The organism is Candidatus Poriferisodalis sp. (genome assembly GCF_965214215.1).
GTDB lineage: Bacteria > Actinomycetota > Acidimicrobiia > Acidimicrobiales > Poriferisodalaceae > Poriferisodalis.
The window spans coordinates 1955726-1982358 of the sequence record NZ_CBDCBD010000003.1 but is presented as its reverse complement, the minus strand read 5'-3'; the positions used below and the strand labels follow the sequence as shown (position 1 = coordinate 1982358).

Annotated in this window: 20 protein-coding genes; 8 read left to right on the top strand and 12 right to left on the bottom strand. The window is 65.2% G+C overall.

Going from position 1 to position 26633, the window contains the following annotated elements:
- Positions 1-25 precede the first annotated feature (25 nt).
- From iolD to ACOOF5_RS11350, 7 genes are all read right to left on the bottom strand, one after another.
- Positions 26-1951, bottom strand: coding sequence for a 3D-(3,5/4)-trihydroxycyclohexane-1,2-dione acylhydrolase (decyclizing) (gene iolD / locus ACOOF5_RS11380; RefSeq protein WP_420439207.1), 1926 nt, complete (start codon positions 1949-1951; stop codon positions 26-28).
- A 47-nt stretch (positions 1952-1998) separates the two neighbouring features.
- Positions 1999-3216 (bottom strand): Gfo/Idh/MocA family protein, encoded by a 1218-nt coding sequence (locus ACOOF5_RS11375; RefSeq protein ID WP_420439205.1) that lies wholly within the window; start codon positions 3214-3216, stop codon positions 1999-2001.
- A gap of 78 nt (positions 3217-3294) precedes the next feature.
- On the bottom strand, positions 3295-4086 hold the full coding sequence (locus ACOOF5_RS11370; RefSeq protein WP_420439203.1) for an ATP-binding cassette domain-containing protein: 792 nt from the start codon (positions 4084-4086) through the stop codon (positions 3295-3297).
- Positions 4083-6359 carry an ABC transporter permease gene (locus tag ACOOF5_RS11365; RefSeq protein WP_420439201.1) on the bottom strand — a complete coding sequence of 759 codons (2277 nt, stop codon included), beginning with the start codon at positions 6357-6359 and terminating at the stop codon, positions 4083-4085. The genes ACOOF5_RS11370 and ACOOF5_RS11365 overlap by 4 nt, the downstream gene beginning before the upstream one ends.
- Positions 6360-6365: 6 nt before the next feature.
- Positions 6366-7388: a substrate-binding domain-containing protein gene (locus ACOOF5_RS11360; RefSeq protein WP_420439199.1), complete on the bottom strand. Its 1023-nt coding sequence runs from the start codon at positions 7386-7388 to the stop codon at positions 6366-6368.
- A gap of 27 nt (positions 7389-7415) precedes the next feature.
- Complete coding sequence (locus ACOOF5_RS11355) at positions 7416-8345, bottom strand: sugar phosphate isomerase/epimerase family protein (protein WP_420439197.1); 930 nt, start codon at positions 8343-8345, stop codon at positions 7416-7418.
- 285 nt (positions 8346-8630) lie between these two features.
- Complete coding sequence (locus tag ACOOF5_RS11350; protein WP_420439195.1) at positions 8631-9566, bottom strand: MBL fold metallo-hydrolase; 936 nt, start codon at positions 9564-9566, stop codon at positions 8631-8633.
- 113 nt (positions 9567-9679) lie between these two features.
- On the opposite strand from ACOOF5_RS11350, the gene ACOOF5_RS11345 reads away from it, so the two are divergent.
- Entirely contained in the window at positions 9680-10918 is a 1239-nt protein-coding gene (locus tag ACOOF5_RS11345) for a cytochrome P450 (protein ID WP_420439193.1), read from the top strand.
- A 27-nt stretch (positions 10919-10945) separates the two neighbouring features.
- On the opposite strand, the gene ACOOF5_RS11340 is transcribed toward ACOOF5_RS11345, so the two are convergent.
- Together ACOOF5_RS11340 and ACOOF5_RS11335 are read right to left on the bottom strand one after the other, a co-directional pair.
- Positions 10946-13348 carry a DNA translocase FtsK 4TM domain-containing protein gene (locus ACOOF5_RS11340; RefSeq protein ID WP_420439191.1) on the bottom strand — a complete coding sequence of 801 codons (2403 nt, stop codon included), beginning with the start codon at positions 13346-13348 and terminating at the stop codon, positions 10946-10948.
- A 56-nt stretch (positions 13349-13404) separates the two neighbouring features.
- Positions 13405-14172 carry a hypothetical protein gene (locus tag ACOOF5_RS11335; protein WP_420439189.1) on the bottom strand — a complete coding sequence of 256 codons (768 nt, stop codon included), beginning with the start codon at positions 14170-14172 and terminating at the stop codon, positions 13405-13407.
- An 85-nt stretch (positions 14173-14257) separates the two neighbouring features.
- Between ACOOF5_RS11335 and ACOOF5_RS11330 the strand changes: the two genes are divergently transcribed.
- The 7 genes from ACOOF5_RS11330 to ACOOF5_RS11300 all read left to right on the top strand — a co-directional run bounded on the left by ACOOF5_RS11330 (position 14258) and on the right by ACOOF5_RS11300 (position 20226).
- On the top strand, positions 14258-15880 hold the full coding sequence (locus ACOOF5_RS11330; protein ID WP_420439187.1) for a long-chain fatty acid--CoA ligase: 1623 nt from the start codon (positions 14258-14260) through the stop codon (positions 15878-15880).
- A gap of 7 nt (positions 15881-15887) precedes the next feature.
- On the top strand, positions 15888-16583 hold the full coding sequence (locus ACOOF5_RS11325; protein WP_420439185.1) for a transcriptional regulator: 696 nt from the start codon (positions 15888-15890) through the stop codon (positions 16581-16583).
- Positions 16584-16655: 72 nt separating this feature from the next.
- Complete coding sequence (gene dapA / locus ACOOF5_RS11320; protein WP_420439183.1) at positions 16656-17540, top strand: 4-hydroxy-tetrahydrodipicolinate synthase; 885 nt, start codon at positions 16656-16658, stop codon at positions 17538-17540.
- The gene (locus ACOOF5_RS11315; RefSeq protein ID WP_420439181.1) at positions 17537-19273 is read left to right on the top strand and encodes a ribonuclease J; all 1737 of its coding nucleotides are present in this window, start codon (positions 17537-17539) and stop codon (positions 19271-19273) included. Before dapA ends, ACOOF5_RS11315 begins: the two co-directional genes overlap by 4 nt.
- Before the next feature lie 7 nt (positions 19274-19280).
- Positions 19281-19448 (top strand): hypothetical protein, encoded by a 168-nt coding sequence (locus ACOOF5_RS11310; protein WP_420439179.1) that lies wholly within the window; start codon positions 19281-19283, stop codon positions 19446-19448.
- 221 nt (positions 19449-19669) lie between these two features.
- Entirely contained in the window at positions 19670-19891 is a 222-nt protein-coding gene (locus tag ACOOF5_RS11305) for a DUF433 domain-containing protein (RefSeq protein WP_420439177.1), read from the top strand.
- Positions 19888-20226 carry a DUF5615 family PIN-like protein gene (locus tag ACOOF5_RS11300; protein ID WP_420439176.1) on the top strand — a complete coding sequence of 113 codons (339 nt, stop codon included), beginning with the start codon at positions 19888-19890 and terminating at the stop codon, positions 20224-20226. Before ACOOF5_RS11305 ends, ACOOF5_RS11300 begins: the two co-directional genes overlap by 4 nt.
- 23 nt (positions 20227-20249) lie before the next feature.
- Here the strand turns inward: ACOOF5_RS11300 and ACOOF5_RS11295 are convergent, their stop codons facing one another.
- From ACOOF5_RS11295 to ACOOF5_RS11285, 3 genes are all read right to left on the bottom strand, one after another.
- Entirely contained in the window at positions 20250-20852 is a 603-nt protein-coding gene (locus ACOOF5_RS11295) for a hypothetical protein (protein WP_420439174.1), read from the bottom strand.
- A gap of 298 nt (positions 20853-21150) precedes the next feature.
- On the bottom strand, positions 21151-23148 hold the full coding sequence (locus ACOOF5_RS11290; RefSeq protein ID WP_420439172.1) for an AAA family ATPase: 1998 nt from the start codon (positions 23146-23148) through the stop codon (positions 21151-21153).
- On the bottom strand, positions 23145-26465 hold the full coding sequence (locus ACOOF5_RS11285; RefSeq protein ID WP_420439170.1) for a helicase-related protein: 3321 nt from the start codon (positions 26463-26465) through the stop codon (positions 23145-23147). Before ACOOF5_RS11285 ends, ACOOF5_RS11290 begins: the two co-directional genes overlap by 4 nt.
- Between the last annotated feature and the right edge of the window lie 168 nt (positions 26466-26633).

Below are 26633 nucleotides of genomic sequence, written 5' to 3'. Positions count from 1 at the left end.
GCTCACAGGGTTCACCGGCCAGCGCTCAAAGGCCGGGGCGCTGTGACAACATTGCTTCGGCCATTGCCGCCGCCGCCTCGCTGATTTCGGGGCGGTCGCTCACCTCGGGCACGCCGACTTGCCAGGCTGCGCCGCCTTCGGTCCACTCGGTCGGATGGGTGGACAGCACGATTACATGGCTCCGATCGCTGGTTCGAGCCCGCGCGAGCGCAGCCTCGAGTTCCGCAATCGACGACACGGCTTCGGAGGTGCACCCCAAGGACGCTGCGTGCGCAGCGAAGTCGACGTGGGGCCGATCTTCGTTCGCTCGCAAGCGCGCTCCGCTTGGGCCATCGGGCTCGTGGGTCATGGTCTCGGCAAGAAAGTTGTTGAACGACTCGCCGCCTTGCGCGAGCTGCAAGCGGTTGATGACGGCGTAGCCGCCGTTGTCGCACACCACCACGGTGATCTTGTGACCGCTCAGCACCGAGCTGTACAGGTCTGAGTTCATCATCAGATACGAGCCATCCCCGACGAGCGCTATCACGTCACGGTCGGGCATTGCCTGCTTCGCTCCCCATGCGCCCGAAATCTCATACCCCATGCACGAATAGCCGAACTCGCAATCGAAGGAGTGCTCGACATCGCTACGCCAGCCGTTGATGGTCTCACCCGGCAGCCCGCCGGCCGCCGTGACGACGTATGTCTGGCGGTCGGCAGCCCGGGCGACGGCGCCCACAACCTGTGCGTACGTCGGAAGGCTGTCGCTCGAAGATTCCACCGCCTCCGGAGCAGAAATCTTGTCGATGTAGGCGTGGTACTGGGCCGTCTCTGAAGAGGCTCGTGACGCCCAGTCCGCCGGCGCTCGATAGTCGCCCAAGGCCGTGCCCAATTCAGCCAGCGCTTCCCGGGCGTCGGCGACAAGCGGCAGTCCCCGGTGCTTAGTGGCATCGAACCGGGCGACGTTCAGGCCGATGAGGCGTGAAGCGCGGTCGAACACGGTCCACGATCCCGTTGCAAAGTCGCCCAGGCGACTTCCGACGGCAAGCACGACGTCGGCGGCTCCGGCCATGGCATTCGCGGACACACAGCCGCTGACACCCAGCGGCCCGCAGTGCAGTGGGTGACTCGAGGGAAAACTGGTTCGCCCCGCCACTGTCTCGACAACGGGAATGTCGTGCCGCTCTGCAAAGCGCAACAGCTCCGCTTCGGCCATCGACCAGCGCACACCTCCCCCGCTGATCAGCAACGGGCGCTGCGCCGAAGCCAAGAGCTGGGCCGCGGCCGCCAGCTCGCGGCGATCAGGACGGGCCCGCCGCACTCGATGGACGCAGGGGTCAAAAAAGCCCTTGGGATAGTCGTATGCCTCGCCCTGCACGTCTTGGGGCAGGGCAATGAACGCCGGCCCGCAGTCGGCAGGATCGAGCATGGTCGCGATCGCATTGGGCAGGCTCGCCAGCACTTGTGCAGGCGACGTCAGCCGGTCCCAGTAGCGCACGACGGATCGGAACGCATCGTTCACCGTCACCGACGGATCCCCGAAGTGCTCGACCTGTTGCAGCACGGGATCTGGCAGGCGATGGCTGAATGTGTCCCCTGCCAGCAACAGCAAGGGCATCCGGTTGGCATGCGCGACCGCTGCGGCGGTCACCATGTTGGTGGCGCCCGGCCCCACTGAACTGGTCGCCGCCATGATCCGGCGACGGCGCATCGCCCGTGCGTAGCCGACACCAGCCAGGCCCATGCCCTGCTCGTTCTGACCGCGCCACGTGGGCAAGACGTCGCGCACCGACGCGAGTTCGGGACCCAAACAGGTCACGTTGCCGTGTCCGAAGATCGCATAGACACCGCCGAACAACGGCACAGGGTCACCCAGATCGTCGCGGCCGGGATCGCCATCATCGATTGCGATGCGTTGCGCAGCGAGGTAGCGCACTATTGCGCCGGCTGTTGTCAGCCTCACATCAGTCACACCAGGTCCTCCTTCTTGGCACCGTCACCGCCTCGGCAGGCACGAGATCATCGCTGGAGCAAGGCCGCCGCGTCGGCAGGCACGAGGCTTGTGACGTTGGCCGAGTTGACCGGAATGACCTTTTCCCACGACCCACTGCTCCAGCTGCGCAAAAGTGCCGCCTGGACACTGACGTACGCCACGGCTTCATCAAACCCGGCACTGTGTGGACGGCCCTGCGATACCGCTGTCAGGTACTCATGGTCCTCGATCGCGAGCAGATCCTCAAATCCGAGGGCGTTGGCGTCGCCAGGCACGAAAGCGGCGTTATGGGGGTGGCGTTCTCCCGCTCTCACCGTCGTGTAGCCGCGTTCAGGCGCGTCCGCGAGGTACACGCCCAACTCGTTCATCGTCTCGAAGTTCCAGTTGACGGCGCCCCCGGTGCCGTAGACGTCGAAGGCCATCTGACTCTCGGGTCCCACAATGGTGCGACTGGCCTCGAAGGTTCCCCGTGAACCGTTGGCGAACATCACCAACGCGCCGAAATAGTCCTCGTTGGTGACCGGACCCATCGGATCGCCGTGGGTGCCCCGTGCATAGTGGCTTGCGCCCGCACCTGCCACCGGTCGTTGCGTGATGAAGCCGGCGCCAGAGCCCACGACGCTGGTAATCGGGCCGTTCAGCATCATCGCGAGATCGATGGCATGGCTGAGAATGTCGCTCGTCACGCCATGACCCGCGGCGTCCAAGTCGAATCGCCACGACAGCAGTCCCAACGGATCGGCACCGAACATCGAGAAGAACCTGCCCCGGTAGTTGGTGATGGTGCCGAGATCGCCGCGCTCAATGAGCCCCTTGGCGTGCTGCACCAGCGGGGCGAAGCGGTAGTTGTAGCCGACGCCGGTCACGCTTCGGGCTGCATTGCAGGCGTCCCAGCAGCGCACCGTCTGCGCCGGCGTGCCGCCGACGGGCTTCTCGCAGAACACGTGCTTGCCCAGCGCCGCCGCCGCAGTGACGATTTCTTCGTGCAGCATGTTCGGTGCGGTGACGTAGACGACGTCGACGTCAGGCCGGTCCACCGCGGCGCGCCAGTCGGCTGTCGACTCCGCAAATCCGAATCCCCCGGTCGCAAGCTGATGCCGTTCACGCACTGACTCGGCGCACACCACCAGCTTCGGCGCGTAGCCCCGCTCAGGAAACAGGCTTGGAATGCGCATCACCGACCGCGAGTGCGCCTGGCCCATCCAGCCGAAGCCGACCACGGCTATGCCCAGTTGTCTTCTCACATCCCACCTCGCGCGGGCTCCGAAAGCAGTGTCTTCGTCTGCCGCAAGGCCCCGGGGCGGCGCTGGGGCAGCATCACCTCAGTGGGTCGCCAATTCGTGCTGCAATGCCTCGAGTTCGGCGCCGCCAGCCATCATCTGGGTGAGTTCGTCTTGTGAGATGTCAGCCTTCGCAAAGTTGCCCATCGAATGGCCACGGTTGAGGATCACGAAGCGGTCACCGACGGGATACGCGTGATTGGGGTTGTGGGTGATGAAGATCACCGCCAGGCCCCGGTCACGAGCCTCCACGATGCGTCTCAGCACCACGCCGGACTGTTTCACGCCCAACGCCGAAGTCGGCTCGTCCAAGATGAGCACCTTGGCCCCGAAGTAGCTGGCTCGGGCGATGGCGACGGACTGCCGCTCACCGCCCGACAGCGTGCCGACCGGCTGCTCGGTGTCGCGAATGTCAATGCCCATCTCGGCGAGCTGCGCCTTGGCGATCGCCTTGGCGCTCTCGATGTCGATCTGCCGAAACGGCCAGAACCCCTTCATGGGCTCGGCACCGAGGAAGAAGTTCCTCCACACGGACATAAGCGGCACCATGGCTAGGTCCTGATACACCGTCGCTATGCCCTGGGACAGAGCTTCGCGAGGCGAGGCAAAGCGGACGGCTTCTCCCTCGATCAGCAGCTCACCTGCGTCGTGCTGATGCACGCCGGCGAGGATCTTGATGAAGGTCGACTTGCCGGCACCGTTGTCGCCGAGCACGCAGGTCACCTCGCCCGGATTGACGGTAGTGGAGACTCCCGTCAAGGCAATGATGTTGCCGTAGAACTTCGAGATCCCCCTCAATTCGATAAGCGGGTACGAATTGGCTGAGTCGCTCATGACTGGCCGCCTGTCATTGCCGCCTCTGGTTCGGGCGGCGGCGGTTCAGGAGGAGGTTCGCCTTCGTCCACGACGTGGGACTGCGAACGCTCGGCACGCTGGCGCACGTAGTTGTTGACGATGACTGCCACCACCAGCAGCCCGCCCAGCACCAGGAACCGCCAGTCGGTGTTCCAATGCGCAAATCCGATGCCCTGGCTGATCATTCCCCAGATGAGAGCACCGATCGCAGCGCCGATTGCCGAGCCGTAGCCGCCGGTCAGCAAGTTGCCGCCAACAACAGCGACGATGATGTAGCGGAACTCGAGACCGTCGCCGACGTTGGCCTGCACTGAGTTCAGGCGGAATGCAATCAGCATCCCGGCCACCCATGCACAGACCGACACGAGCATGAACAGTGTCGTCTTGGTCCGGGCCGCAGGGACGCCGATGGAGCGTGCCGCTTCCTTGTTGCCTCCGACGGCGAAGGTCCAGCTGCCGAATCGAGTTCGGGCCAGCATCCATGCTCCGGCTGCGGCGAAGAGCAAGTAGAAGAGCACCGAGACGCGGAAGCGGGTCACGGCCTGCGTCGCTTCAGCCTCGGCCGCCGTAATGAACAGCAGCTTGGACGCAAGCGCGAGGCCGCCAGCCGCGAGCCCGACGTACATCAGTCCCCGGCCCACGCCCTCATCTGCGGTGAACAGCATGCGGTACAGGGTGCCCACGGCATAGATGCCCATCGCCACGACGGCGCCCTTAGCGGCACCGGTGGTGAGGGCGTACAGGAATCCGTCGCCGTCGACCAGCTCGATGATGCCGAAGACTGCGGTGGCGGCGCCTCCCGCGGCAGCACCGATGCGCGTCCAGGCGCCCGACTCCGGCGCGGGCACGGCGCTCGTTCGCCGTTGAGCGAGCGAGCGGGCCACGGCCAGAGCAGCGAGCGCTAGCGCCACCAGCAACAACGTCGAGAAAAGCTCAACCCGCAGCTTGCGTGATTCGGCTTCGGACTGGGCCACGAACGCGAGCACCGCGACGGCGACCGCGACCGCCATCGGGATCCACATCGACGGTTGAGTGCGTGTGCCGACCATCGTCAAGATGAGCACGCCGGTGCCGGCGAGGCCCGCGAACAGCACTGCTCGCGCTCCCTGGATGGTCATCATGTAGCTGATCGTGGGCAGCAGCGCGACGACGACGCCGATCACCGGTGCACTGGTCCGCACCCGCCCGGTGGCCGCCAGCACTGCCAGCACACCCGTTGCGGCAATGCCGAACCCGAATACTGCACGACCGAGTCCGCCGCCGAGGAAGCCGAGCTGGCCGGAATTTTCGGCGCTCATCACGAGCACCAGAACGACCGCAGCGACGATCGCCACGATGCCGATCACCAACATGCGGACGGCTCGCGCATCCGGCCTTCGACGAGTGTGCTGCGCAGGCTCATATCGAGCCTTGCACCAGACCGCCACGCCTGACAGCGTCCCGACAGCGATGACACCGCCCCATGTCCAATTTGCCGCAGTGCCGTCTGTTCGCAGCAGCATGACGAATCCGAACAGCGGCGCCACTAGGGCACCCACGAGGCCGCGTGCAGCGTGCCACGGATGGGAATCCACGCGGCGGGCGTAGCTCATCTCGAACAGGCCAATCAGCAACGTGACGCCTGCGGCGACGAGCAATCCTGCCCAGGCCCAGTCGCGACCGTCCCAGACATGGGAATTCCGGATCCACTCCGCTCCGAAGATGTCGTCCCAGAAAACGTAACCCCGGGCGTCGTCGAGCCCTTCGACGATGACCTTGTTGGTGAACAGCTTGCCGAAGCCGAGCTTCGCCCCGATGAGGATGAAGAACGTCCCGAGGGTGACGATGAAGCTCGGCAGCGATGTCCGTTCGACGAGCGTCCCGTTGAACCAGCCGATCGCCAACGCGAAGCACAGCGACAGGGGAACGGCCAGATGCAGACTGAAGCCAGCGCCGCCGAGCTCGCCGACCTCGCGGCTCATGAGGATCACGAAGACGGCCGTCGCGCCGGTCATCGATCCCGACGACAAGTCGAACTCGCCACCGATCATGAGCAATGCCACCGGCACCGCCATGATGCCCAGCAGCGCTGCGACGTCGAGGTAGTTGGCCGTGCCCCCGACGGTGCCGAACGCTTCGGATGTCAGCCAGAACAGCAGCCACACGCCGGCAAGGCCCAGCAGCGCCCCGATCTCGGGACGGGTCAGGAGCTGCTGGATGGGCCCGCGATGCGCGAGCCGCTCGTCGACCTCACCGGCGGTGGTTGCCGCCATGACGTGCTACCGCGTGCCTGCGTCCACCAACGCCGCGACCTCGGCAGCGTTGTCGGGCGTCACGAATCCCGGTCCGGTCAGGATCGGAAGACCGCCGCCGGCAGTGTTCTGGTTGGTGGCTTGCAGGTGCATCAGCATGACTGGCAGGTAGCCCTGCAGGTACTGCTGCTGGTCAACGGTGAACGCGATGTCGCCAGCCTCGATAGCCGAAATGAGATCGCCCGACAGGTCGAAACCGCCGATGATGAGCGTGCGGCCCGCGTCCGACGCAGCGTCCAATGCCCGCAGCGGGACATTCGGCCCGGTGCCGAGCACTCCGTCGATGCTGGAGTCTGCCGTCAGCAGCGCTGCGATGGTGGCCTGCTGCTCGTCCGGCGTGGCGTCGAGCCCGATGAACTCGGAGGTGACTTGGCCGCTGAACCTCTCGGCGAGGCCCTGACAGCGCTCGTCGAGGCCGACGTTGGACTGCTCCTGGCGTGCACACAGCACATGGCTCGCACCGAGTGCGTTGAAACGCTCACCAGCGCCGTTGCCCGCCACCACCTCGGTTTGGCCGATGTGGGTGACACCGCCAAGATCCTTGTACTGGTTGACGCCGGAGTTCAGCGTGTACAGCGGAATGCCTGCTGCGACCACGGCGCGTGCCGCGGCTTCGAGACCAGTGGGGTCAGCCAATGAGATCGCGATGCCGGCCGAACCGTCGGCGATGGCGCCTTCAATGGCCTGTGATTGCGCCTGCGCGTCGTTGTTGGCGCCGAAGTAGACGACTTCACAGCCGATTGCCTCGGCGGCATCGCGTACGGCTACCTCCACAACAGACCAAAAAGTGCCGCTGTCGCCGTGGGTGATGACGTGATAGGTGTGCTCGCAATCGCTCTGCGTCAGCATGACCTCGGTCGCGTCGGACGCGGCCTCCGTAGTCTCAGCTGCCGCAGTGTCCGCGCTGTCGCTGGAGCCATCGCTGCTGCAAGCCGCAGCGAACAGCGCTATGACCGCAAGCAACGCCAACAGTCTCAGGGATTTCCTCATATCGTGCTCCCTCCCAGGTGCATGAACTCATGTAGACGCCGAATCCTGAACCCCCCGGTGAGGACGTGGCGAAGTGCCGAAGTCTTGCACGAATTCGAGACTTATGGCGACCCGATCCCGCAACCGTTCCACTTCGACAGTATCTGGGCCGTCGAGGGCAGCATCCTGCTCAAGGACGTACCAGAGATCCGGCCGTAGCGTCTCAAGCGTCTCGATGACGTCACGCAGGGGCACTGCCCCCAGTCCGAGCGGGGGGAACAGGCCGAGCTGTACGGCGGTCATCAGGCTGATTTCGCCCCGGCCGAGACGCGCTGCCACAGCCGCGTCGACATCCTTGAGATGGACGAGGCCGATCCGCTCGGCGTGACTGTCGACCAGCGCCCCAGGGTCGCTGCCGCCGAGGGTGAGGTGTGCCGTATCGAGCACAAGCTGCGTTTCGGTGTTCTCCAAGAGGAAGCGCGTCTCGGCGTCGTCCTGAATCAGCGCGCCAAAATGCGGGTGGAATGCATGGCAGAGCCCATGTGCCATCGCGATCTTGTCGAGCTGCGAGAATGCCTCGACCATCTGGTTCCACTGCTGGGCAGAGAGCTGTGGCCGCTGCCAGTCGTTGTGATCGCTGATGGGACAGCTGATGAACCAGGCAGCGCCGGCCTCGGCCATCTGTGCTGCGATCGCGTCCGCCCGATCCATCTCGACGCGAAGTCGTTCAGGATCGTGCGCAACGAGTGCGACGAACCCTCCGAGCAGCGAGAGCCCGTACCGGTCCAGCGTCGACGCGAGGGCGCTGCCGCCCGTCGGCAGGAATCCGAACGGACCCATTTCCGTGCGGGCGAAGCCGAAAGCCTCCATGTCGGCGAGCACTTCGTGGACAGTGAGCTGGTGACCCCACTGGGGCACCTCGCATACTCCCCACGTAATCGGCGCGGCGGCCAGCCGATCACGCAGTGACGTTCCCATCTTCATCCCCCTTCGAGTGCGATGAAAGAGTGCTCGCTGGGCTGATCCAAGTCAACCGTTCCACTCGAAGCCGCAGGTCGCGCGCTGTGATGCGTTCGCTGCGGAGGCGACACGGCCTGTTCGCACATGCCCCAATCCAAACAACGCTGCACGGTGCGGCCGCAGTCGACACGGCTTGTGATGGGCTGCCTCCCGCCGGCGGCGACTTCTACGCCAAACAGCGCGGCATGGCGCCGCCGCTAAAGGCGCTGTGCCCAATGGGTCGCTGACGGCCGGCGGCGACTTCTACGCCAAACAGCGCGGCATGGCGCCGCCGTTGTAGGCGACCATGTCCATGATCGCCCGTTCGACGCCGGGGAATTCGTAGCCGTGAGGCGCCGCCTCGCGGTACGCGACGTGGAGGTTGCCGGCGAGCCGCTCGGGGTCCGTGTAGCGGGCGTGCGGCCCGAGGTCGCTGGCTTCAGCCTGCTCGAGGGGCGAGCATCCTGCTGCGATTCCTTCGGCTGCTGCGTCCTGCACGAAACGCAGGTACGAACGCTGCTCGTCGAGCACCCGGCTGATGTCGTCGCCGCCGAAGTGCGGGCCGTGGCCCGGCACAATGACGTCCGCCCCGTAGCTCTCGATGACATCGAGGGCGTCCAGCGTTCCCGAAACCGACCCGAACAAGGCGAACGGCGTGCCGCCGTGGAAGATCAGGTCGCCGCAGAACAGCACCCCGCAGTCGGGAAGCCACGCCAGGATGTCGCCGTTGGTGTGCGCTACGAAGCCGAGGTCCGTCAGCTCGATGCGGCGGTCGTCGAGGTGCAGCACGGTCGAGCCCTCGAAGGTCACGTCGGGGGCCCGGAACCTCAGGTTCCCCCAGTCCACGCCGGGAAACACGGCGCTGTAGTCGGGGATGCCCGCCGCCACCATCACCTCACGGCATGCGGTATGGGACACCACCGTGGCGTCGGCGAACAGGTAGTTGCCATGTGTGTGATCGGCATGATGGTGCGTGTTGACCAGGATGGTGACCGGGTTTGGGGTCACCGACGCGATGGCGTCGATGTAGGCACGCGTGCGTCGCTCTGTCGACGTGGCGTCGATCGACACGACCCCCTCAGATCCCACCACAAATCCCGTGTTGTTGATGAACCAGGTGCCGTCGGGCTGCACATAGCTGTACACGCCCGCTGCCACCTCGCTCAGCTGCGCGTCTGCCACCGCTGCGTGTTCAGACATTTGCCCTCCTCGAGTACGGCGGACTGGCGCCGCAACTACGGCGAAGCGTAGAACCCATCGCCTACGCTGAGGAGCGCTTCAAACCGCGCCCGCGGGGATTCAAGGGAGCCACCATGAGCACGACTGCTGACATCGACAGCTCTTCGCCAGAGCGGGACTTCGACGTCTACAGCGACGAGTACATCCAAGGTGCGGCCGACGTGTGGGACGAACTGCGTGCCGAGTGTCCTGTTGCGCACAGCAACCACAACGGCGGACACTGGATGCCCACCACCTGGGACGACATTGCCGCAGTTGCCTACGACACCGAGAACTTCAGCTCTCGCGACATCGCCGTGGCGCCCACCCCTGAAGGCGTCGGGCTGCTGACTGCCCCGCCGATCACCTCGGATCCGCCGTTCCACACCGATGCCCGCCGGCTGCTGCTGCCGTTCTTCGGGCCCACGGCCGTCGACGACATGGTCGAGGTCACCCGCAGCATCGCCCGTGAGCGCCTCGACGCCATCGCTGCTGAAACCGGCACCGATCGGGGCGGCGTCGGCGTGACCGACGCAGCCGACACCTACTCCAAGCACATCCCGGTCCGGGTGATCGCCCGCATCTTGGGGCTGCCCGAGTCCGACGAGCCGAAGTTCACCCGCTGGGCGGTCGACGTGCTGCAGTCCAAGGGCGACGAGTTCGACCGGCGTGCAGACGCAACCCGCGAGGTGCTCCACTACTTCGGCGAACTCACCGAGCTTCGACGGCAAGAACGCGCCGACGACCTACCGTCGAAGCTGTTGGACATGACGCTGCCCAACGGCGACCCGCTGGCCAACCACCACATCACCGGCGCCAGCTTCTTGCTGCTGCTCGCCGGCATAGACACCACGTGGAGCTCGATCTCGGCCAGCTTGATGCACCTCGCGATGAACCCTGGGGATCGTGAGCGGCTCGTGGCCGAGCCCGAGCTCATTCCCACCGCCATCGAAGAGTTCCTGCGGGCCTATGCACCGGTCACGATGGCCCGGACCACCGCCACCGACGATGCGCAGATCGGCGGCTGCCCAGTCGCACACGGCGACAAGGTGCTGCTGCCGTTCGGCGCAGGCAACCGCGACCCCGCCAAATTCGACCGTCCCGACGAAGTCATCATCGACCGCGCCGAGAACCGCCACTTCGCATTCGGCTTGGGCATCCACCGGTGCTTGGGCTCGAACCTGGCCCGCATGGAGCTGAAGGTCGCGATCGAAGAATGGCTGGTGCGGTTCCCGAACTTCGAGCTGGCGACCAACGTCGGCCGCGGCGGCGTCGAATGGGGCGGCGTGCAAGTGCGCGGCCCCCGCAACCTGCAACTGCGCGTCGGCATCTGAGCCGTCAGCGGGCCGAGCCGCTCGCCCTCACTCGCCCAGCGCGTCCGACAATTCCTCGGGCGTCATCATCACGTCGCGGGCCTTGGAGCCATGCGAGGGGCCCACGACGCCACGCTGTTCGAGCAGGTCCATCAACCGCCCGGCACGGGCGAAGCCCACCTTCAGCTTGCGCTGCAGCATCGACGTCGAGCCGAGCTGGGTCTCCACCACGATCGCCATCGCCTGGCGCAGCAACTCGTCGTCGTCCGCGTCGCCGGTGGTGCCGCCCGGCAGGGTGCTGACCCCATCAGAATCGGCCGTGCCCTCCACACCTTCGACATAGCTGACCTCGGGCGCCTGGCGACGCCAGTGAGCCACCACATGGGCAATCTCGGACTCGCTCACCCAGCTTCCCTGGATGCGACGCGGGGTGCTGGAGTTCGCCGACAGCAACAGCATGTCGCCTTGACCGACCAGCCGCTCGGCGCCCGGCTGATCCAGAATCACCCGGCTGTCGGCCAGGCTGGACACCGCGAATGCCAGCCGGCTCGGGATGTTGGCCTTGATCACGCCGGTGATCACGTTCACGCTCGGGCGCTGGGTCGCCACGACGAGGTGAACGCCGACGGCCCGGGCCATCTGTGCCAAGCGGGTGATGGATTCCTCCACATCGCGGGCGGCCACCATCATCAGGTCGTTCAGCTCATCGACCACCACCACGATGAACGGCATCTGCTCATAGGGCTGATCGTTGCCGAGCAGCTCGCTCTCTTCGCTGTGCAGCGCGCCGTCGAGCACGGCGGCGTTGTAGCCGGTGATGTCGCGGAACCCGGCCTCAGACAGCACGTCGTAGCGGCGCTCCATCTCCTTGACGGCCCACGCCAGGGCATTGGCCGCCTTGCGGGGCTCGGTCACCACAGCGGTCAGCAGGTGCGGCAGGCCGTCGTACTGGCCGAGCTCCACCCGTTTGGGATCGACGAGGATCATGCGCACCTGGTCGGGCGTAGAACGCATGAGCAGTGACGTGATGATCGAGTTGATGCACGACGACTTGCCTGCGCCGGTGGCCCCTGCGATGAGCACATGGGGCATCGTGGACAAATTGAGCATCACTTCGCGGCCCGAGATGTCCTTGCCCATCGCGACTTCCAGCGGATGCATGGACTCGGCCGCTGCCTTGGAGACCAGAATGTCGCCGAGGGCCACGAGATGGCGATCTCTATTAGGCACCTCCACGCCGATAGCCGATCGCCCAGGGATCGGCGCCAGGATGCGAACGTCGGCGGCCGCCATCGCATATGCGATGTCCTTATGCAGGGCGGTGACACGAGACACCTTCACGCCCGGGCCCAGCTTCAGCTCGTAGCGGGTGACCGTCGGGCCCGGTTCCCATCCGGTCACCTGCGTTTCCACACCATGGCTCGCTAGCGCTGCCACCAAGGCCTCGGCACCTGCTGAGAGCATCGCCTTGTCGAACTGCTGGGCGCCGCTTCGCTTGAGCTCAGTCTTTTTCGGCAGCTTCCAGCGGGGACGCTGAGTGCCGCTCGGGTTGCCCTTTGCAGCGGCGCGTGCCGTCGGCACTGGTGGCGGGGCACCATCGTCGGCCCGAGGCGCCACGAACTCAGGCGACGACGGCTCGAAGACTGCGTCGTCGCCGACCGTCTCGCTGGAAGCAGCTGCAGACGGGTCTGGGTCGGCGGAATCCAGTCCTGGGATCGCTGCTCCCTCTCCGGCCGCCGGCTCGATGTCGCGAGAGTCGAGGTCGTACTGCTCTTCGCCGAACGAGGGCGGCGCCGGATCCTGACCGACGCTCTGCAAGCTGCGAGCACCTTTCGACAGCAGGCCGCTCAGCGCATGTCCCAGCGCGGCCAGCCCGGTCCATATCCATCGCAAGACCTGCCCGAGACCGATGTTGGCGACGATCATGACGGCGAACAGCATCACGAGCAGCAGGACAGCCCACGTGGCAGGGCCGTCGATGAGGCGCCGCAGGGGCTCGGCTACCAGAGCACCCAGCACTCCCCCGCTGGCTCGCAGGTCATCCAACGAGCCGAATCCGTCGGCCGAGCCGGACAGATGCGCTGCACCGGCAAACGCCATAGTCAGCAGACTCAGTCCGAACGCGGCACGGCCGCTGCGTTCAGAAGCGGTCATCCGCGCGAGCGCCACCCCGATCCAAATGAACAGGATCGGTACTGCGTATCGGAACACGCCCAGCAGCACGGCGAGGGCGGTCTCGAGGACTCGGCCGACGACACCCGCCCGATCGCCCAGCAGGCCCAACGCGCAGATCACGGCAAGTGCGAACAGTGCCAGCGCCACGATCTCGCGAGATCTGCCGTTCAGCGCGTGGCGAAATACTCCGGCGAACCCGTTGCGGGAATCCTTCGTCGTCGACGATTTCGATTGGTCGGCTGAGCCGTTGGCTTCGGTGGCGCCGCGTGCACTCACCTCAGCGAGAGTACCGAGGCAGCGATGAACCTTCGCAGACCCATTGAATGTGGCGATCAGCTGAGATCAGGGTCAGCCTCGCCGGGACGGTCGCTGGCCGACTCGGGCTCGCGCCTGAGGCGGTCTCGCTCGGCGTTCGAGGCCCGGTGCTGATTGCGAGCCGTCTGCACCACAACCAGCACGAACATCGCGATGGTGAACGGGATCGAATAGCGGTTGATGAAGTCGATCACCGAGCCGAGGGGTCCCGAGAAGAGATCAGCGACCCACCACACCAGAGCCAAGCGAGTGACGGTGCCGGCCAGATTGACCACCACGAACGGCAGCTGGCGCATCCGCGCGATGCCAGACAACAAGCACATCGGATAGCCAGGAATGGCGAACAGCAGCAACCAACCCACACGGGGAAACCAGCGCTCGAGCCAGTCCATGGTCCGGATGATGCGGTTGCGCGGACCCAGTTCGGCAGCCAGGTAGGCCTTGGCATTAGGGCCGTAGTCGTAGCCGAGCCGGTACAGGAACGGATCGGTGATGAACAGCCGAGTCACCCCGATCGTCATGAAGGCCCACAGGGGTGCCTGGTGCGCGACGCCGAGCAGGATCGGATCGGTTGCGTTGAGCGACAGGAGCAGCAGCGGTGCCCGAGCAATGAGGGCCGCAAAGAAGATCTGCCCGACATAGGCGGCCAACGCGAAGCCCACCGGTATTGCCGCCAGCAGTTGCATCCTGCGCCGGTCGGCGTCGGTGATTGCTCCGGAGGGCAGGCTCGGGTCGGCATCTGCGGCATCGGCCGCCGCTGGTTGATCCAAGCTGTCGTCAGCCACCTTTGTCGAGGCTACGCACCTCTGCCGGCGCCGCACCGCCATGGCCTCTGAAGCTGCTGCGTCGGGCCCTCTAGCCTGCGGCGTCATGGACTCGACGATGATGGATGTGCCGCTCACCTTGGATCCGATCTTCGAGCGCGCCGAGACGCTGTTCGCAGACAAAGAGCTCGTCACCGCGACGGCCACCGGCATCGAGCGCACCGACTACGGACGCTGGGCAGAACGCACGCGGCGGCTGGGCGGCGCACTCGATGACCTGGGCATCTCGGCCGGCGGTCGGGTGGCCACATTCGCCTGGAACACCGACCGCCATCTTGAGCTGTACTTCGCCGCGCCTTGCTCGGGCCGGGTGCTCCACACGCTGAACATCCGGCTGTTCGCCGAGCAGGTCACCTACATCGCAAATCACGCCGAAGACGAGGTGATCTTCGTCGATCGCTCGCTGCTGGGAGCACTGTGGCCGCTGGTGGACGAGATGCACACGGTGCGCCACGTGGTGATCATGGACGACTCGGGCGGCGGCGCGCCGGATATTCCCGACGACTCTCGCATCGTCGACTACGAGGAGCTGCTGGCCGCGGCGTCGCCTGCTGGCTTTCGAGTGGCTGACGAACGTCAGGCGGCGTCGATGTGCTACACGAGCGGCACCACGGGTGAGCCCAAGGGCGTCGTCTACAGCCACCGTTCCACCTACCTTCACACGATGGCAGCGATGCTGGTCGACTCCGTCGGCGTGTGCGAGAGCGACGTGGTCATGCCCGTGGTGCCGATGTTCCACGCCAACGCCTGGGGACTCAGCCATGCGGCGGTCGCGGCCGGAGCGAAGCTCGTCAACCCCGGTCCGAACCTGGCACCCAAGCCACTGGCCGAGCTGATCGAGACTGAGCGGGTCACCCTCGCCGCCGGCGTGCCTACGATTTGGATGGGGGTGCTCGGCGAGCTCGAAGGGCGCGACACCTCAAGCCTGCGTGCGATTCCGTGCGGCGGATCCGCGGTGCCAAAGGCGCTGTCGGAGGGCTACCGGGAAACGGTGGGGCTGCCGATCCTGCAGGCATGGGGCATGACCGAGACCAGCCCGCTGTGCTCGCTTGCCCATATTCGTTCGGGTCAGCAGGACCTCGACGACGATGCCAAGGCCGACCTGCGCACCACGGTGGGCACGGTCCTGCCCACGGTGGAGTTCCGCATCTGCGAGCCCGACACCGCCAACGTTCTGCCCCACGACGGCGAGTCGTCGGGCGAGCTGCAGGTGCGGGGGCCATATGTGACGGGCTCGTACTACAAGCGGCCCGACGCTTCGGACTCATTCACCGATGACGGCTGGCTGCGCACCGGCGATGTGGCCACCTGCGACCCGAACGGATACATCCGGCTCGTGGACCGCACCAAGGACCTAATCAAGTCCGGCGGGGAGTGGATCAGCTCGGCCGAGGTGGAAAACGAGATCATGAGTCATCCGAAGGTGGCCGAGGCCGCAGTGGTCGCCGTGGCATCGGAGCGCTGGATGGAACGCCCGATGGCGTGCGTGGTGACCGTCGAGGGCGAGACGATCACCCATGACGAGCTGATTGATTACCTCACGCCGCGGATGGCGAGGTGGTGGCTGCCCAGCGCCACCCAGATCATCGACGAGGTCCCGAAGACGTCGACCGGCAAGTTCTCCAAGAAGACTCTGCGGGATCGCTTCGCCGACCTCGTTGTTGAGTGAGCGACCGGTGAGCAGCATCGACACCGGCCGAGGCCGGCCGCACCGTTCCGAACCGCGCCTGCTCGTCTGGCTGGCGCTGCGTCTCAAAGGTCTCGGCGAGATCGACGACGTTGCCGCAATTCACGGGCTCGAGCCCGACGACACCGAGTGGCTGCTGGCCGAGCTGGACGCGGCCGGGCACTGCATGTTCCGCGAGGTCGGCGGCGTGCCGAAGTTCATCCTCACGCCCACCGGCCGCGACGACGGCGAAGCCGCCCTTGCGGCTGAGCTCGACGAGGCAGGTACTCGGGACGCGGTCATCTCGGCGTACCAAGAGTTCTTGGCGCTGAATCCCAAGATGCTGCAGCTGTGCACTGACTGGCAGGTCTGGCCCGCCGATCATCCGGCTGCGGCTGATGCCGGACCCGGTGACGGCGGCCGCCTCAACGACCACAGCGACCCGGACTACGACGCAGCGATCATCGAGCGCCTGCAGTCGCTGCACATCGAGCTGTCGGGCGTGCTCCATGCGCTCTGCAGTGCTATGGGTCGCTACGAGAACTATGCGCCCCGGTTCGCTGATGCCCTGAACCGGCTGCAGGCGGGTGATTTGGACTACCTCACCAAGCCGATGATCCCGAGCTACCACACCGTCTGGTTCGAGCTGCACGAGGACCTGCTGGCCACCCTCGGCATCAACCGGGCCGACGAAGGAAGTGTCTGAGGTCATCGCGGCCGAGATCCCGCAGCAAGATCAAGACCCTCGTCGCGGCGGCTCAGCAGTAGTCTCGAACCCATGAGCGCGCGATTCGGACGAGTGGTTCCGGCAATGATCACGCCGTTCGCGGCGGACGGTTCGCTGGATGTGGACGCAGGCGTGAGGTTGGCGCGCTGGCTCGTAGCCGAGGGCGCCGAGGGACTCGTCATCACCGGCACTACCGGCGAGGCACCCACCATCACCGACGAGGAAGACTGGGAGTTCTGGCGCGCCGTCGCCGAGGCCGTCACGGTCCCGGTGGTGGCCGGCACGACTACCAATGACACGGCGCATTCGGTGAGCCAGACCCGCAAGGCGGCCGAGCTGGGCGTCGACGGCATCCTGGCAGTGACGCCCTACTACAACCGCCCCTCACAGGCAGGCATCGCCGCGCACTTCGCGGCCGTGGCCGATTCCACCGACCTTCCGATCGTCATGTACGACATCCCGGTTCGCACGGGGCGCAAGATCAACACTCCGACGCTGCTGGAACTGGCGCAGATTCCGAACATCGTGGGCGTGAAGGACGCGGCGGGGAACCCCGGCGAGACCGCCAAGGTCATCGCCGAGGCGCCGGAGGGCTTCGAGGTCTACAGCGGCGACGACAGCTTCACGCTGCCGTTGCTGGCCGTGGGAGCTGTGGGCGTGATCAGCGTCGCAGCGCACTGGTCGATCCCCGAGCACGTCGCGATGTTCGACGCCTGGGAGGCTGGCGACACGACCAAGGCCCGGGAGATCAACGCAGCTCTGCTCGAGAGCTACGACTTCGAGACCGGTGATGCGGCGCCCAATCCGGTGCCGACGAAGGCCATGCTGCGCACGCTAGGCCTGCCGGTTGGCGAGCCCCGTCTGCCGATGGGTCCGACGCCCGACGGCTTGGAAGACCGCGCACGCGAGGTCTACGCCCGACTGAAGCAGACTTGAGTCGGCGCGGGAGGCGCCCCGCGGCGTCCAGCACTTCGACGCGGTCGGACGCTCGAGCGGAGGGCGCATCGAGACAGCCGGTCACCGTCACCTTCCTCGGCGGGCTCGGCGACGTCGGTCGCAACTGCACCGTCGTCGAGTCCGGCGGCAAGCTGCTGGTCATCGATTTCGGGGTCATGTTCCCCGACCCGGCGATCATGCCCGGGGTACAGCAGGTGCTGCCCGACATGGGCTGGCTCAACTCGCGTGCCCGCGACGTCGTCGGGCTGGTGGTGACGCACGGCCACGAGGACCACCTCGGCGGCGTGCCCCACTTCCTGCGCAACATCGAGGTTCCGCTGTACGGGTCTGCGCTGTCCATGGCATTGGCGGAGCACAAGGTGACCGAGGCCCGCCTGACCGACCGCACGTCATTTCATGTCATCGGCGACGGCGAGCGGCGAAAGATCGGCCCGTTCGACGTCGAAGCGCTGCCGATCACCCACTCGGTGCCCCAGAGCCTGTGCATCGTGCTGCACACGCCGGCCGGTGCACTCGTGCACACGGGAGACTTCAAGATCGACGAGTCGCCGGTCGACGGCCGTCTCACCGACCTGGATCGGTTGCGAGCGCTGGGCACCGAAGGCATCGCCCTGCTGATGGCCGATTCGACCAATGCCGACCGTCCTGGGCGCAGCGCGTCGGAGACCGAGATCGGCGCCACCCTCCGGCGGCTCTTCACGCAGCGCCCCGATCGCCGACTCATCGTGAGCTGCTTCGCCAGCCACCTGCACCGAGTCCAGCAGATCTGCGATGCCGTGATCGAACAGGGCCGTGCCGTCGTGCCCGTCGGCCGCTCGATGGTGAACAACGTGCGGATAGCTCGCCAGCTCGGGGTGCTGGACGTTCCCGAGCGTTCCCTGTTCGGCGTCGAGCAGCTCGACCGCTTCGAGCCGTCGGAGGTCTGCATCGTGTGCACCGGCAGCCAGGGCGAGCCCAATGCTGCGCTGTCACTGATCGCTCACGGCAATCACCCCGAGATCAGTGTCGGCCCCGACGACACCGTGGTGCTGTCGAGCCACCCGATCCCAGGCAACGAACGCTCAGTCTTTCGCATGGTGTCCGGATTGGCGCGCCGGGGTGCCGAAGTGATTCACGACGGGCACGAACTCGTGCACACGTCCGGCCATGCGCAGCGAGACGAGCTGCGGGAGCTGCACAAGGCGTGCCGACCGCGCTGGTTCGTGCCGATCGAGGGCGAATTCCACATGCTGGCTCGCCACGCGCAGCTCGCCCGCGAGCTTGGGATGAAGGCCAAACGGGTGCTGACGCTGACCGACGGAGCGCAGATCACGCTCAAGGGCGCCGAGCTACAGGTCCGTGCCGGCGTGCCGGCGCCCTATCACTACGTGGACGGGACGCTCGACGACCCCGACGCCGAAGTCATCGCCGAGCGCTTGGCCCTGACAGCAGGCTTCGTGCACGTCACCGTCGTGCTCGACGGGCGGGGCCGTCTCGCGGCACCACCCGACATCGCCTCGCGAGGCTGGCTCGACGTGACGAAGCACGCCGACGTGGTCGAAGCCCTGTCCGACGAGATCGCACAGAAGGTCGAGCGAACCGTCAAGGCAGCTCGGAACCGTCCCGACCCTGACGAAGTCGAGCGGATCGTCCGCCGCGCCACCGGCAGCTTCGTCGGCACCCGGACCCGACGCCGCCCGGCCATCTCAGCCACAGTGCTGTCGCTCGACTGACGGAGAGGTGGTTACCGAAGCCTTGCGCCAGCTGAGTCGCGACGAGTGGTGGGATTCGGTTCGCGATGCACTCGACGACCTCGACGCCGCGGAGGTGGCCGCGTACCAGACCGAGAGCAGCGGGTTGGATCCAACGGCATCGGACTGCCTCACTGAGCGCCGAGACAGCGCTTGACTCGCGCCAGCGTGATCGCTGTGCGGCGCGCGAACGCCGTGCCGCCTCACTGAGCGCCGAGACAGCGCTTGACTCGCGCCAGCGTGATCGCTGTGCGGCGCGCGAACGCCGTGCCGCCTCACTGAGCGCCGAGACAGCGCTTGACTCGCGCCGACGTACTTGCCCGTCAGTCGAGAAATCGGCTTCAGACATCCGGGCTGCTGTCACTACGATGGAGGCCGATGGATGCCTCGTCGCTGATAGTCACTAAAGCCGGCGTACGGAGCGGGAAGCCATGCTTCGTCGGTACGCGCATCACCGTTTACGACGTCCTGGAATACTTGGCATCCGGCATGTCCAGCCAGGAAATCGTCAACGACTTCCCTGAGCTCACCGAGCAACACATACGGGCGACGCTCGAATTCGCCGCGATGCGCGAGCGCCGCCTCGTAGCGCCGGTGTGAAGCTTCTCTTCGACCAGAACCTCTCGTACCGGCTAGTTGCCTTGGTCGCCTCGGCGTTCCCGGAAAGTCATCACGTCGTCGACTACGGCTTGGACACCGCCACGGATCGAGAGATCTGGGATCACGCGGCCTCTCATGGTTACATGATCGTCTCGAAAGACTCAGACTTTCGCCAGTTTGCATTCCTGCACGGTCCGCCGCCGAAGGCGATCTGGGTCCGGGCCGGCAACGCGTCGACTCGCGCCATCCTTGAGTTGTTGCTTCGGCATCGCGGGCTCATCGAGGAATTCGAGGCCGACGCCGAGGGTGCGCTGCTCGTGCTGCCATTCGACTGAGGGGTAGCGCGGCCCCGGGGTTGCTAGCCCTGACGTAGCAGGCGAGGATCGAATTCCCCGACGGTGCCGCAGTGGAGGAATGCCGCTGTGCACTCGCGGGTCAGCGAGCGAAGCGCAGACCCCTCATCGGTCTTGAATGTCCACCGGCCGTCGCTTGCGCCGGTGAGCGCCGATCCACTCCAGATCTCGTTGCCTTGGGCACGCTCAGCTGCCGGATTGCCGAGTGCAATTGAGCTCAATGCCTCAAGAGATCCTTCGTCCAGATAGCCGACCAAACGACCGAGCTGGAAGGTCCAAGCGACGCCGCGAAGGTCCGTTTGGACAACGGCGCAATAAGGCGCCCCGGTCGTTGAACTCGGGACGACGCCGTCGACGCTCGTTGCGAGTTCCGGAGCGCTGTGGACCAGCACAACCTCAGCGAAGTCAGCCGCCGGATCGACACCGACGACGAGGCACAGTCGCCGCGTGCCGGCTGCAGCCTCCCGGACTGGAGGCTCCACAACGCGCAAGTCGCCTCTTGCGACCCGACGCGTAGCGCTATCGCTGAGCGAGCGCACCAGCTTCGAATCTTGGCTGCGGCGAAAGGCCTCAGCCGCAGACTTGACGACGGCGGGGATTTCGGTCATGGCGTGCTGTCCTCCAATCCGTCTGGCTCATCATTGAGATGTGCCAGCTCTTCTAGGAGCACCCGCGTAGCTTCGCCGTGAAGCTCTTCTGGCAATTCTGCAATGAACGGCGTCCGTTCTCTCATTCCAGGTCCTCATGTCGCACACAGAACAGGTGTCCCGGCCCGTAGTTGAACTCGGGTCCAAGCTGGCGTCTGATGCTTGTCCAGTCGTTGTGTATCCTCGCCTCCAACAGCCTCCGTCATGGCCAACGTGACCCTACGTCAAGTGCCCACGACGGACCGCTGCTCTATGGCGATCAGCGGGGCGGGCGGAGAACGCGTGGAAGCCGCCGGGTATGGACGACGATGAGCTCCTTGTTGGCGCGAGTCAGACTCGTGTAGAGCACGCCCTGCCTGCCGACATTCTCGGGAAAGTCCCCCGGCTCCACGACGACCGCTGCGTCGAACTCGAGTCCTCGTGCTTCGTCCGGGTGGAGAACGACCACTGTTGCCCCGTCACGGGTCCAGCTGTGCTGCCAGCGGCCGCGTTCCCAGTTGCGCTGTCTGAGCTCAGTCGACACCGGTCTCGGTTGTGTGGCGATGACCGCCACCATCCCGGTGTGTCGTTTGGTGAGGTCGATAGCTGCATTGATAGTTTCTGCGGTGAGTTCGCTGGCAGACGTGCGTGTCACGGTGGGTTGCGGTCCGTCTCGAAGCGCTTGTTCGTCTCGTTCGCTCCGAGGCAGCAGCTGGTTGGCGAAGCGGAGGATCTGCCGCGTCGACCTGTACCCCGTTCGGAGCACGTGCATGTCGCAGTACCCGGCGTCGTCGGTCATTTCGAGGTCCACAGCGAGCTTCTGCCAAGTAGGCGCTGTCCAGTCGGATCGCCGCTGGTTCATGTCTCCGAACAACGACAGCGAGCCACCGCTTTCAAGCAGCGAACTCGTCAGGACGCGCCACTCCAGAGGGCGAACATCTTGTGCTTCGTCGATGATGAGGTGCCCGGCGTGTTCGCTGATCTCGGTGGAGCCAACCGCCAAGGCGACCGTGGCGAGCATGGGCAGGAAACGGGCTTGTCCGGAGATTTCGTTCCAGGTGGGCAGTTCTCGAAGCCATGCCCGGATATCAGTGTCAGGAATCTGGGATGCGTCGGCGCGTTGCATGGCCTCGACGACGCGCCGAACACGCAGATCCATGCGGCCCGAAAGGTGAGGCACGTCTATCGACTTCGCAAAACCGTCGATCGTTCTGCCGAGCGGCCAAGATGACTCAATTCGCCCGATACGCCCCGGCTTCGGGATCGCTCGGAGCCCGGCGATTCTGCTCAGCAAGGCAGGAAGACTGAGGACCTTGATATCGGCCCCCGGTTCCTTCAATTCGAAAATCATCGGCGCCACATGTTCGACGTAATGATCGGACGGCCCGATGATTGCGATGCGAGCGACCCGTTCCGAATCCCGCTCGACGCTTGTGAGGTAGACGGCTCTGTGGACAGCGATAGCGGTCTTGCCCGTACCGGGTTGGCCTTGGACTATGAGCCCTCGGTCGGCGGCAGCGGCCACCAAGCGGTACTGGTCGGGCTGCATCGTCGGCAGGATCGCACCCATGCGGCCCTGCTTCGGCATCTGCATGACCTGGACGACCGCCTCAGCAGCGCGAAGACCTCCCTGCCGAGCATCGACTCCGCTTGCGACCTCGGCCGGCTCAGGCGACGGCTCAGCCGGTTCGAGTCTCGGCGGTTCATCAAGCCTCACGCGTTCAGGCTCAGGCGATTGCTGCTGAGGCCGCTGAACATTCGGCCGTCGCCGCGTCGGCGCTGCCGGGACCTCAAGGGCACGCGCCCGGTGCCTGAATGGGTCTGCGACGTCGTTCTCGATCTCGTCGAAGTAGTCAGCGAGATCGGTGAGGCGAGGCACGAACGTCCGTCGGCCGTCCACCGATGACGCAATCTCGTGTTCCGACGAGCGACCGTCGAAGTACAGACGTGCGATCGGGGCAGCCCAGTTGACAGTCTCGAACGCGTTCTCCTTGACGCGCGAGCCAGCGATGTAGAAGGTCTGGCCCATCTCGTCGCTGTAGGGGTGGCCATCCGAAAGCGCGACCCGGCCTATGAGTGCAGCGATTGCGCCGCAGTCGATGCCCGGTCGAGGAAGCGCGGCGGTGGTCCACTGCTGACTTTGAACAACATCGATCTGCTTGACGAGATGCGGCTGCTTGGCAAGCAGACGTTCGATCTCGGCCAGATACTGCTCATTGACTGCCCGTTCGGCGTCAAGTACGGCTTGACGATCTTGATCGCGTGTCGCGTCAGTCACTCTGACGTCACCTCGGCCAGGCAGACAGCAACCGCCTCGACGTCCATATGGCAATGAAGGCTTTGTTCGAGTCGTTCCTCGGCTTCGCGCAGCAGTCGGTCTTGATTCGATCGCTGCGCTTCTTGGAGGCGAATCACCCCGGTGTTCCCGCCTTCTCTCAGGGTCTCGATGCGGCGCTCGATCTGAGCTACCTTCCGAGCGTGGGTCTCCCGCAGGCTGATGCGTCGGGACTCGACGAGCGCTGAGTTCATCACTTCACGGCGCTCGGACTCCTCCTGTTGTCGCAGGCGGAGAGAGCGTTCGGCTTGTCGGAGACAAGCGCTAATGGGCGTGCCGGCTTGTACGTCCCCTTCTTCAAGCTGGGACTCTGCGAGAGCAGCCAAGACCGCCGGCCCCACGGTTGCACTCGTCAGGTTTCCTGTTTCGAGGTTCACCGCCGCCGTCCAGAACTCAGCCGACGGTCGGAGCCCTTCCCACCGAGCCAGAGCCACGAGAACGAAGTACAAGCCTTGGGCGGCAGCACTGCTCTTAACGCGGACATGGCTGAATCGGGCTTGGGATGATCCGGGAACCCGGAGCGCTGCTCGCACCAGCGGACTGGTGGCTGAGAGGAGGGGCTGGCCTGTCTTGCGGGCGCGCTCCGGATCGAGGCAGAGCACCACATCTCGTTCGTCGAGCATCGCCTTGGCCAGTTCGTCAACTTCGGCTCGTGATCGCTCCCCCGCAGATTGCACACCTCGAAGCTGTTGTTCCATCGCGGGGTTGCCGCGGAATGTGAGGAATGTGCCGCTGCGGTCCACTTCGCAGCGCGCCCCGGGTGCGCCTGCGGCCCAGTCACGAAGCAGGCGGACCAACTCTGGCTGGCCGATGTACCGGCCGGACTCAAGGAGATCTTTCTCGAGCCCGTCGATCTCTGCGGTATCGGTCGATGACAGGTATGCGGCCGCGGCTTCGACGTCTCCGATAGCGAGCCGCTGTTCCTCGATCGCTGCGAGCGTCTCGTTCAGTCTGAGTTCTCGTTGAGCCTTCGACAAAGAGAAGTCGAGCATTGCGCGTCGCAGGTCTCCCATCCGCGACTGGAGGATCGGCTCAAGCTCACCAATGGAGTCCGTGAAGACACCGATCCGCTGATGCACTCGTTCGATGATGTCGGATTCGATGGTTCCGGGTGTGTGGAAATTGAGGACGAGAATCTTCTCCTCGGTTTGGCCGAATCGGTCGATTCGGCCGATCCGTTGTTCGACCTCCATTGGATTCCACGGGAGGTCGTAGTTGACGACGGCCGAGCAGAATTCGAAGTCGAGACCTTCGCTCGCGACCCGGCTCGCAAGGAGAACGTCGAAGTCGTGGTCGCGAAATCGTCGCATGATGTCGTGCCGGGCGTCGCGGCCTACCCCGCCGTGCATGACTGCAATGCGAAAATCTGTGCTCAGGCGTTCGCTGAGGTACGCCAACGCGCGACGCGAGAAAGTGAAGACCAGGACTCGTCGGCCGTCTTCGATGATCGGTCGGAGATGCGCAAGGAAGGCGTCGAACTTGGTGTCAACCTCACCCATTCGGCGCGCGCATTCGAGCACATCGGCAGGGGGATTCGTGAGGTCCCACGAAACGTCGTCTGTGGTTGCGTCGAGGTCTTCGTCCCCGCGCTCGTCTTGCCAGTTCAAAACTCGGTCCCTGGCGGCTGGAAGGCAGGTGCTCGCGAGACGCAGCGGCATCTGAGTCGCGAAGCCGACCGGCAGCTTCAGGGCTATGGCCCGATCGATCTGCCACTTCTCGAATGCTGCGTAGAAATCGGCCTCCGGGTTGGTCCATGCGACGGGGATGGGAATGGCTTCTCTCACCGCCTTCCGTTCCTGCACTTCCACTTTGCGTGTGCGCGTGACGACTGCGGAGAGCGCGTGGAGTCGGCCGATAAGACGTTTGGCATGGGCGATCTGCCGCGGCGGCAACGTCTCGCGTTGGAGAAGCGTCACCAGTTCGCGGTACTCCGGTCGGACCGAGACGGCGGGGCCAAAGTCCAGAGACTCAACGCTCCCTAGTCGCTGAAGGCGGTCGGCATTCGTCATGTCGACATCGAAGAGGCTGGCGCTCAAGGCGTGGAGGACAGCGTTGGGCTCCAGCCGCTGCTCTAGGACGAATCGGTTGTCGAACTCGCCGGGGGCAAGGAGTTGGAGCAAGCTGAAGAGGTCTTCGTTGCCGAGGTTCAGCGGTGTTGCTGACAAGAAGACCAGCGCGCCGGCCCAATCGGACAGCAGCGCTCCCAGCGCGTGGCTCCTGGTTTCTGAGTTGCGGAACGCATGCGCCTCGTCGACGATGACCAGATCGAAACGCGGAGCGAGCTCAGCGAGATCCTCGAGGCCGGACCACACTCGCAGACGCTCAAGGCTGCAGATGCCAGCGAACCGTGACGGCATGCGATCATCGTCGATTCGTTCCAGCATCTCATCGAGGCCTCGCCGGTCGAGATCCTCAAGCTCGTAGTCGAATCGTTCACGCATCTCCGCGCGCCACTTCGGGACGAGCATCGAAGGGCAAACGACAAGAACACGGTCGGCCTGCCGTCGGGCATCAAGCTCGGTCCAAACGAGTCCGGCTTCGATGGTCTTCCCAAGGCCGACCTCGTCAGCGATCAGCAGGCGAAGCTGGCCTGTCTCGAGAAGTCGAATGACAGGCCGGAACTGATACGCACGGAAAATTGTCTTAGTGGCACGAAACGAGTACACAGTGTCCGTGAGTTGCTCGCGGAGCTTCGCACGAGTGAGCGTGGCTGCGAAGCGGTCGGCGTGGACCGGTGGGCGGGCAATCCACTCGCAGGGATCGTCGTCGAGTTCGGGGAGTTGAAGACTGCGTTCTGGGACGGTGACGGTGTGTCCGTCGACACGAACGCGGTACCACCACTGGCCATGTTCGTAAACACGGCTGCGCACGAACGCCTCCTGTCCGGTTCCCCGCATGAAGGCAGGCGCGTTGTTCTCAAAGAGCGGTGCGGCGATCTCGTCTGCGTCGTCCCACCAAACACCCATCCAGTCGTAGGCGGAGCGGAGCGGATGTGATTCCACCGTCCAATCGGTATGGGCGGGACTGGCCGGATTACCCCCTTCGATGACGACCATCACCTCCACTTGTGCGCCGTCGTCGAACACGTAGATGCCCATCGGAAGCTGTGTCTCATCAGAGTCGCGCCTACGCGCCGTGGTCGACAGGGAAACCGAGTCTGGGACGCGCTCGCCCACGACAAGCATCCGATGTGGCCGCAAGGAATCCACTTTGCTATCCGCGTCGCCCACCACCGGGTGGTACAGCAAGTAGCCCGTCACTGCTCCAAGTCGTCCTCTCGTGGGCGTCCACGTCTAACAGACGGCGCATAGCACAAGCAGGTACCAACGCTAGGGCAACTGGCCGCGACGTTGCCGATATGTGTTGCCGAGGTCAACTGGAAAGGCGCGGGACATCGCAGCGCGACCAGCCGCGACGCAGGTTGTGTC

Excerpts from the sequence above, each read along its gene's own strand:
- dapA (WP_420439183.1), top strand. The coding sequence starts at position 16,656 with ATGAGCGCGCGATTCGGACGAGTGGTTCCGGCAATGATCACGCCGTTC.
- ACOOF5_RS11345 (WP_420439193.1), top strand. The coding sequence starts at position 9,680 with ATGAGCACGACTGCTGACATCGACAGCTCTTCGCCAGAGCGGGACTTC.
- ACOOF5_RS11360 (WP_420439199.1), bottom strand. The coding sequence starts at position 7,388 with ATGAGGAAATCCCTGAGACTGTTGGCGTTGCTTGCGGTCATAGCGCTG.
- ACOOF5_RS11365 (WP_420439201.1), bottom strand. The coding sequence starts at position 6,359 with ATGGCGGCAACCACCGCCGGTGAGGTCGACGAGCGGCTCGCGCATCGC.
- ACOOF5_RS11370 (WP_420439203.1), bottom strand. The coding sequence starts at position 4,086 with ATGAGCGACTCAGCCAATTCGTACCCGCTTATCGAATTGAGGGGGATC.
- ACOOF5_RS11330 (WP_420439187.1), top strand. The coding sequence starts at position 14,258 with ATGGACTCGACGATGATGGATGTGCCGCTCACCTTGGATCCGATCTTC.
- ACOOF5_RS11350 (WP_420439195.1), bottom strand. The coding sequence starts at position 9,566 with ATGTCTGAACACGCAGCGGTGGCAGACGCGCAGCTGAGCGAGGTGGCA.
- ACOOF5_RS11355 (WP_420439197.1), bottom strand. The coding sequence starts at position 8,345 with ATGGGAACGTCACTGCGTGATCGGCTGGCCGCCGCGCCGATTACGTGG.
- ACOOF5_RS11295 (WP_420439174.1), bottom strand. The coding sequence starts at position 20,852 with ATGACCGAAATCCCCGCCGTCGTCAAGTCTGCGGCTGAGGCCTTTCGC.
- ACOOF5_RS11305 (WP_420439177.1), top strand. The coding sequence starts at position 19,670 with ATGGATGCCTCGTCGCTGATAGTCACTAAAGCCGGCGTACGGAGCGGG.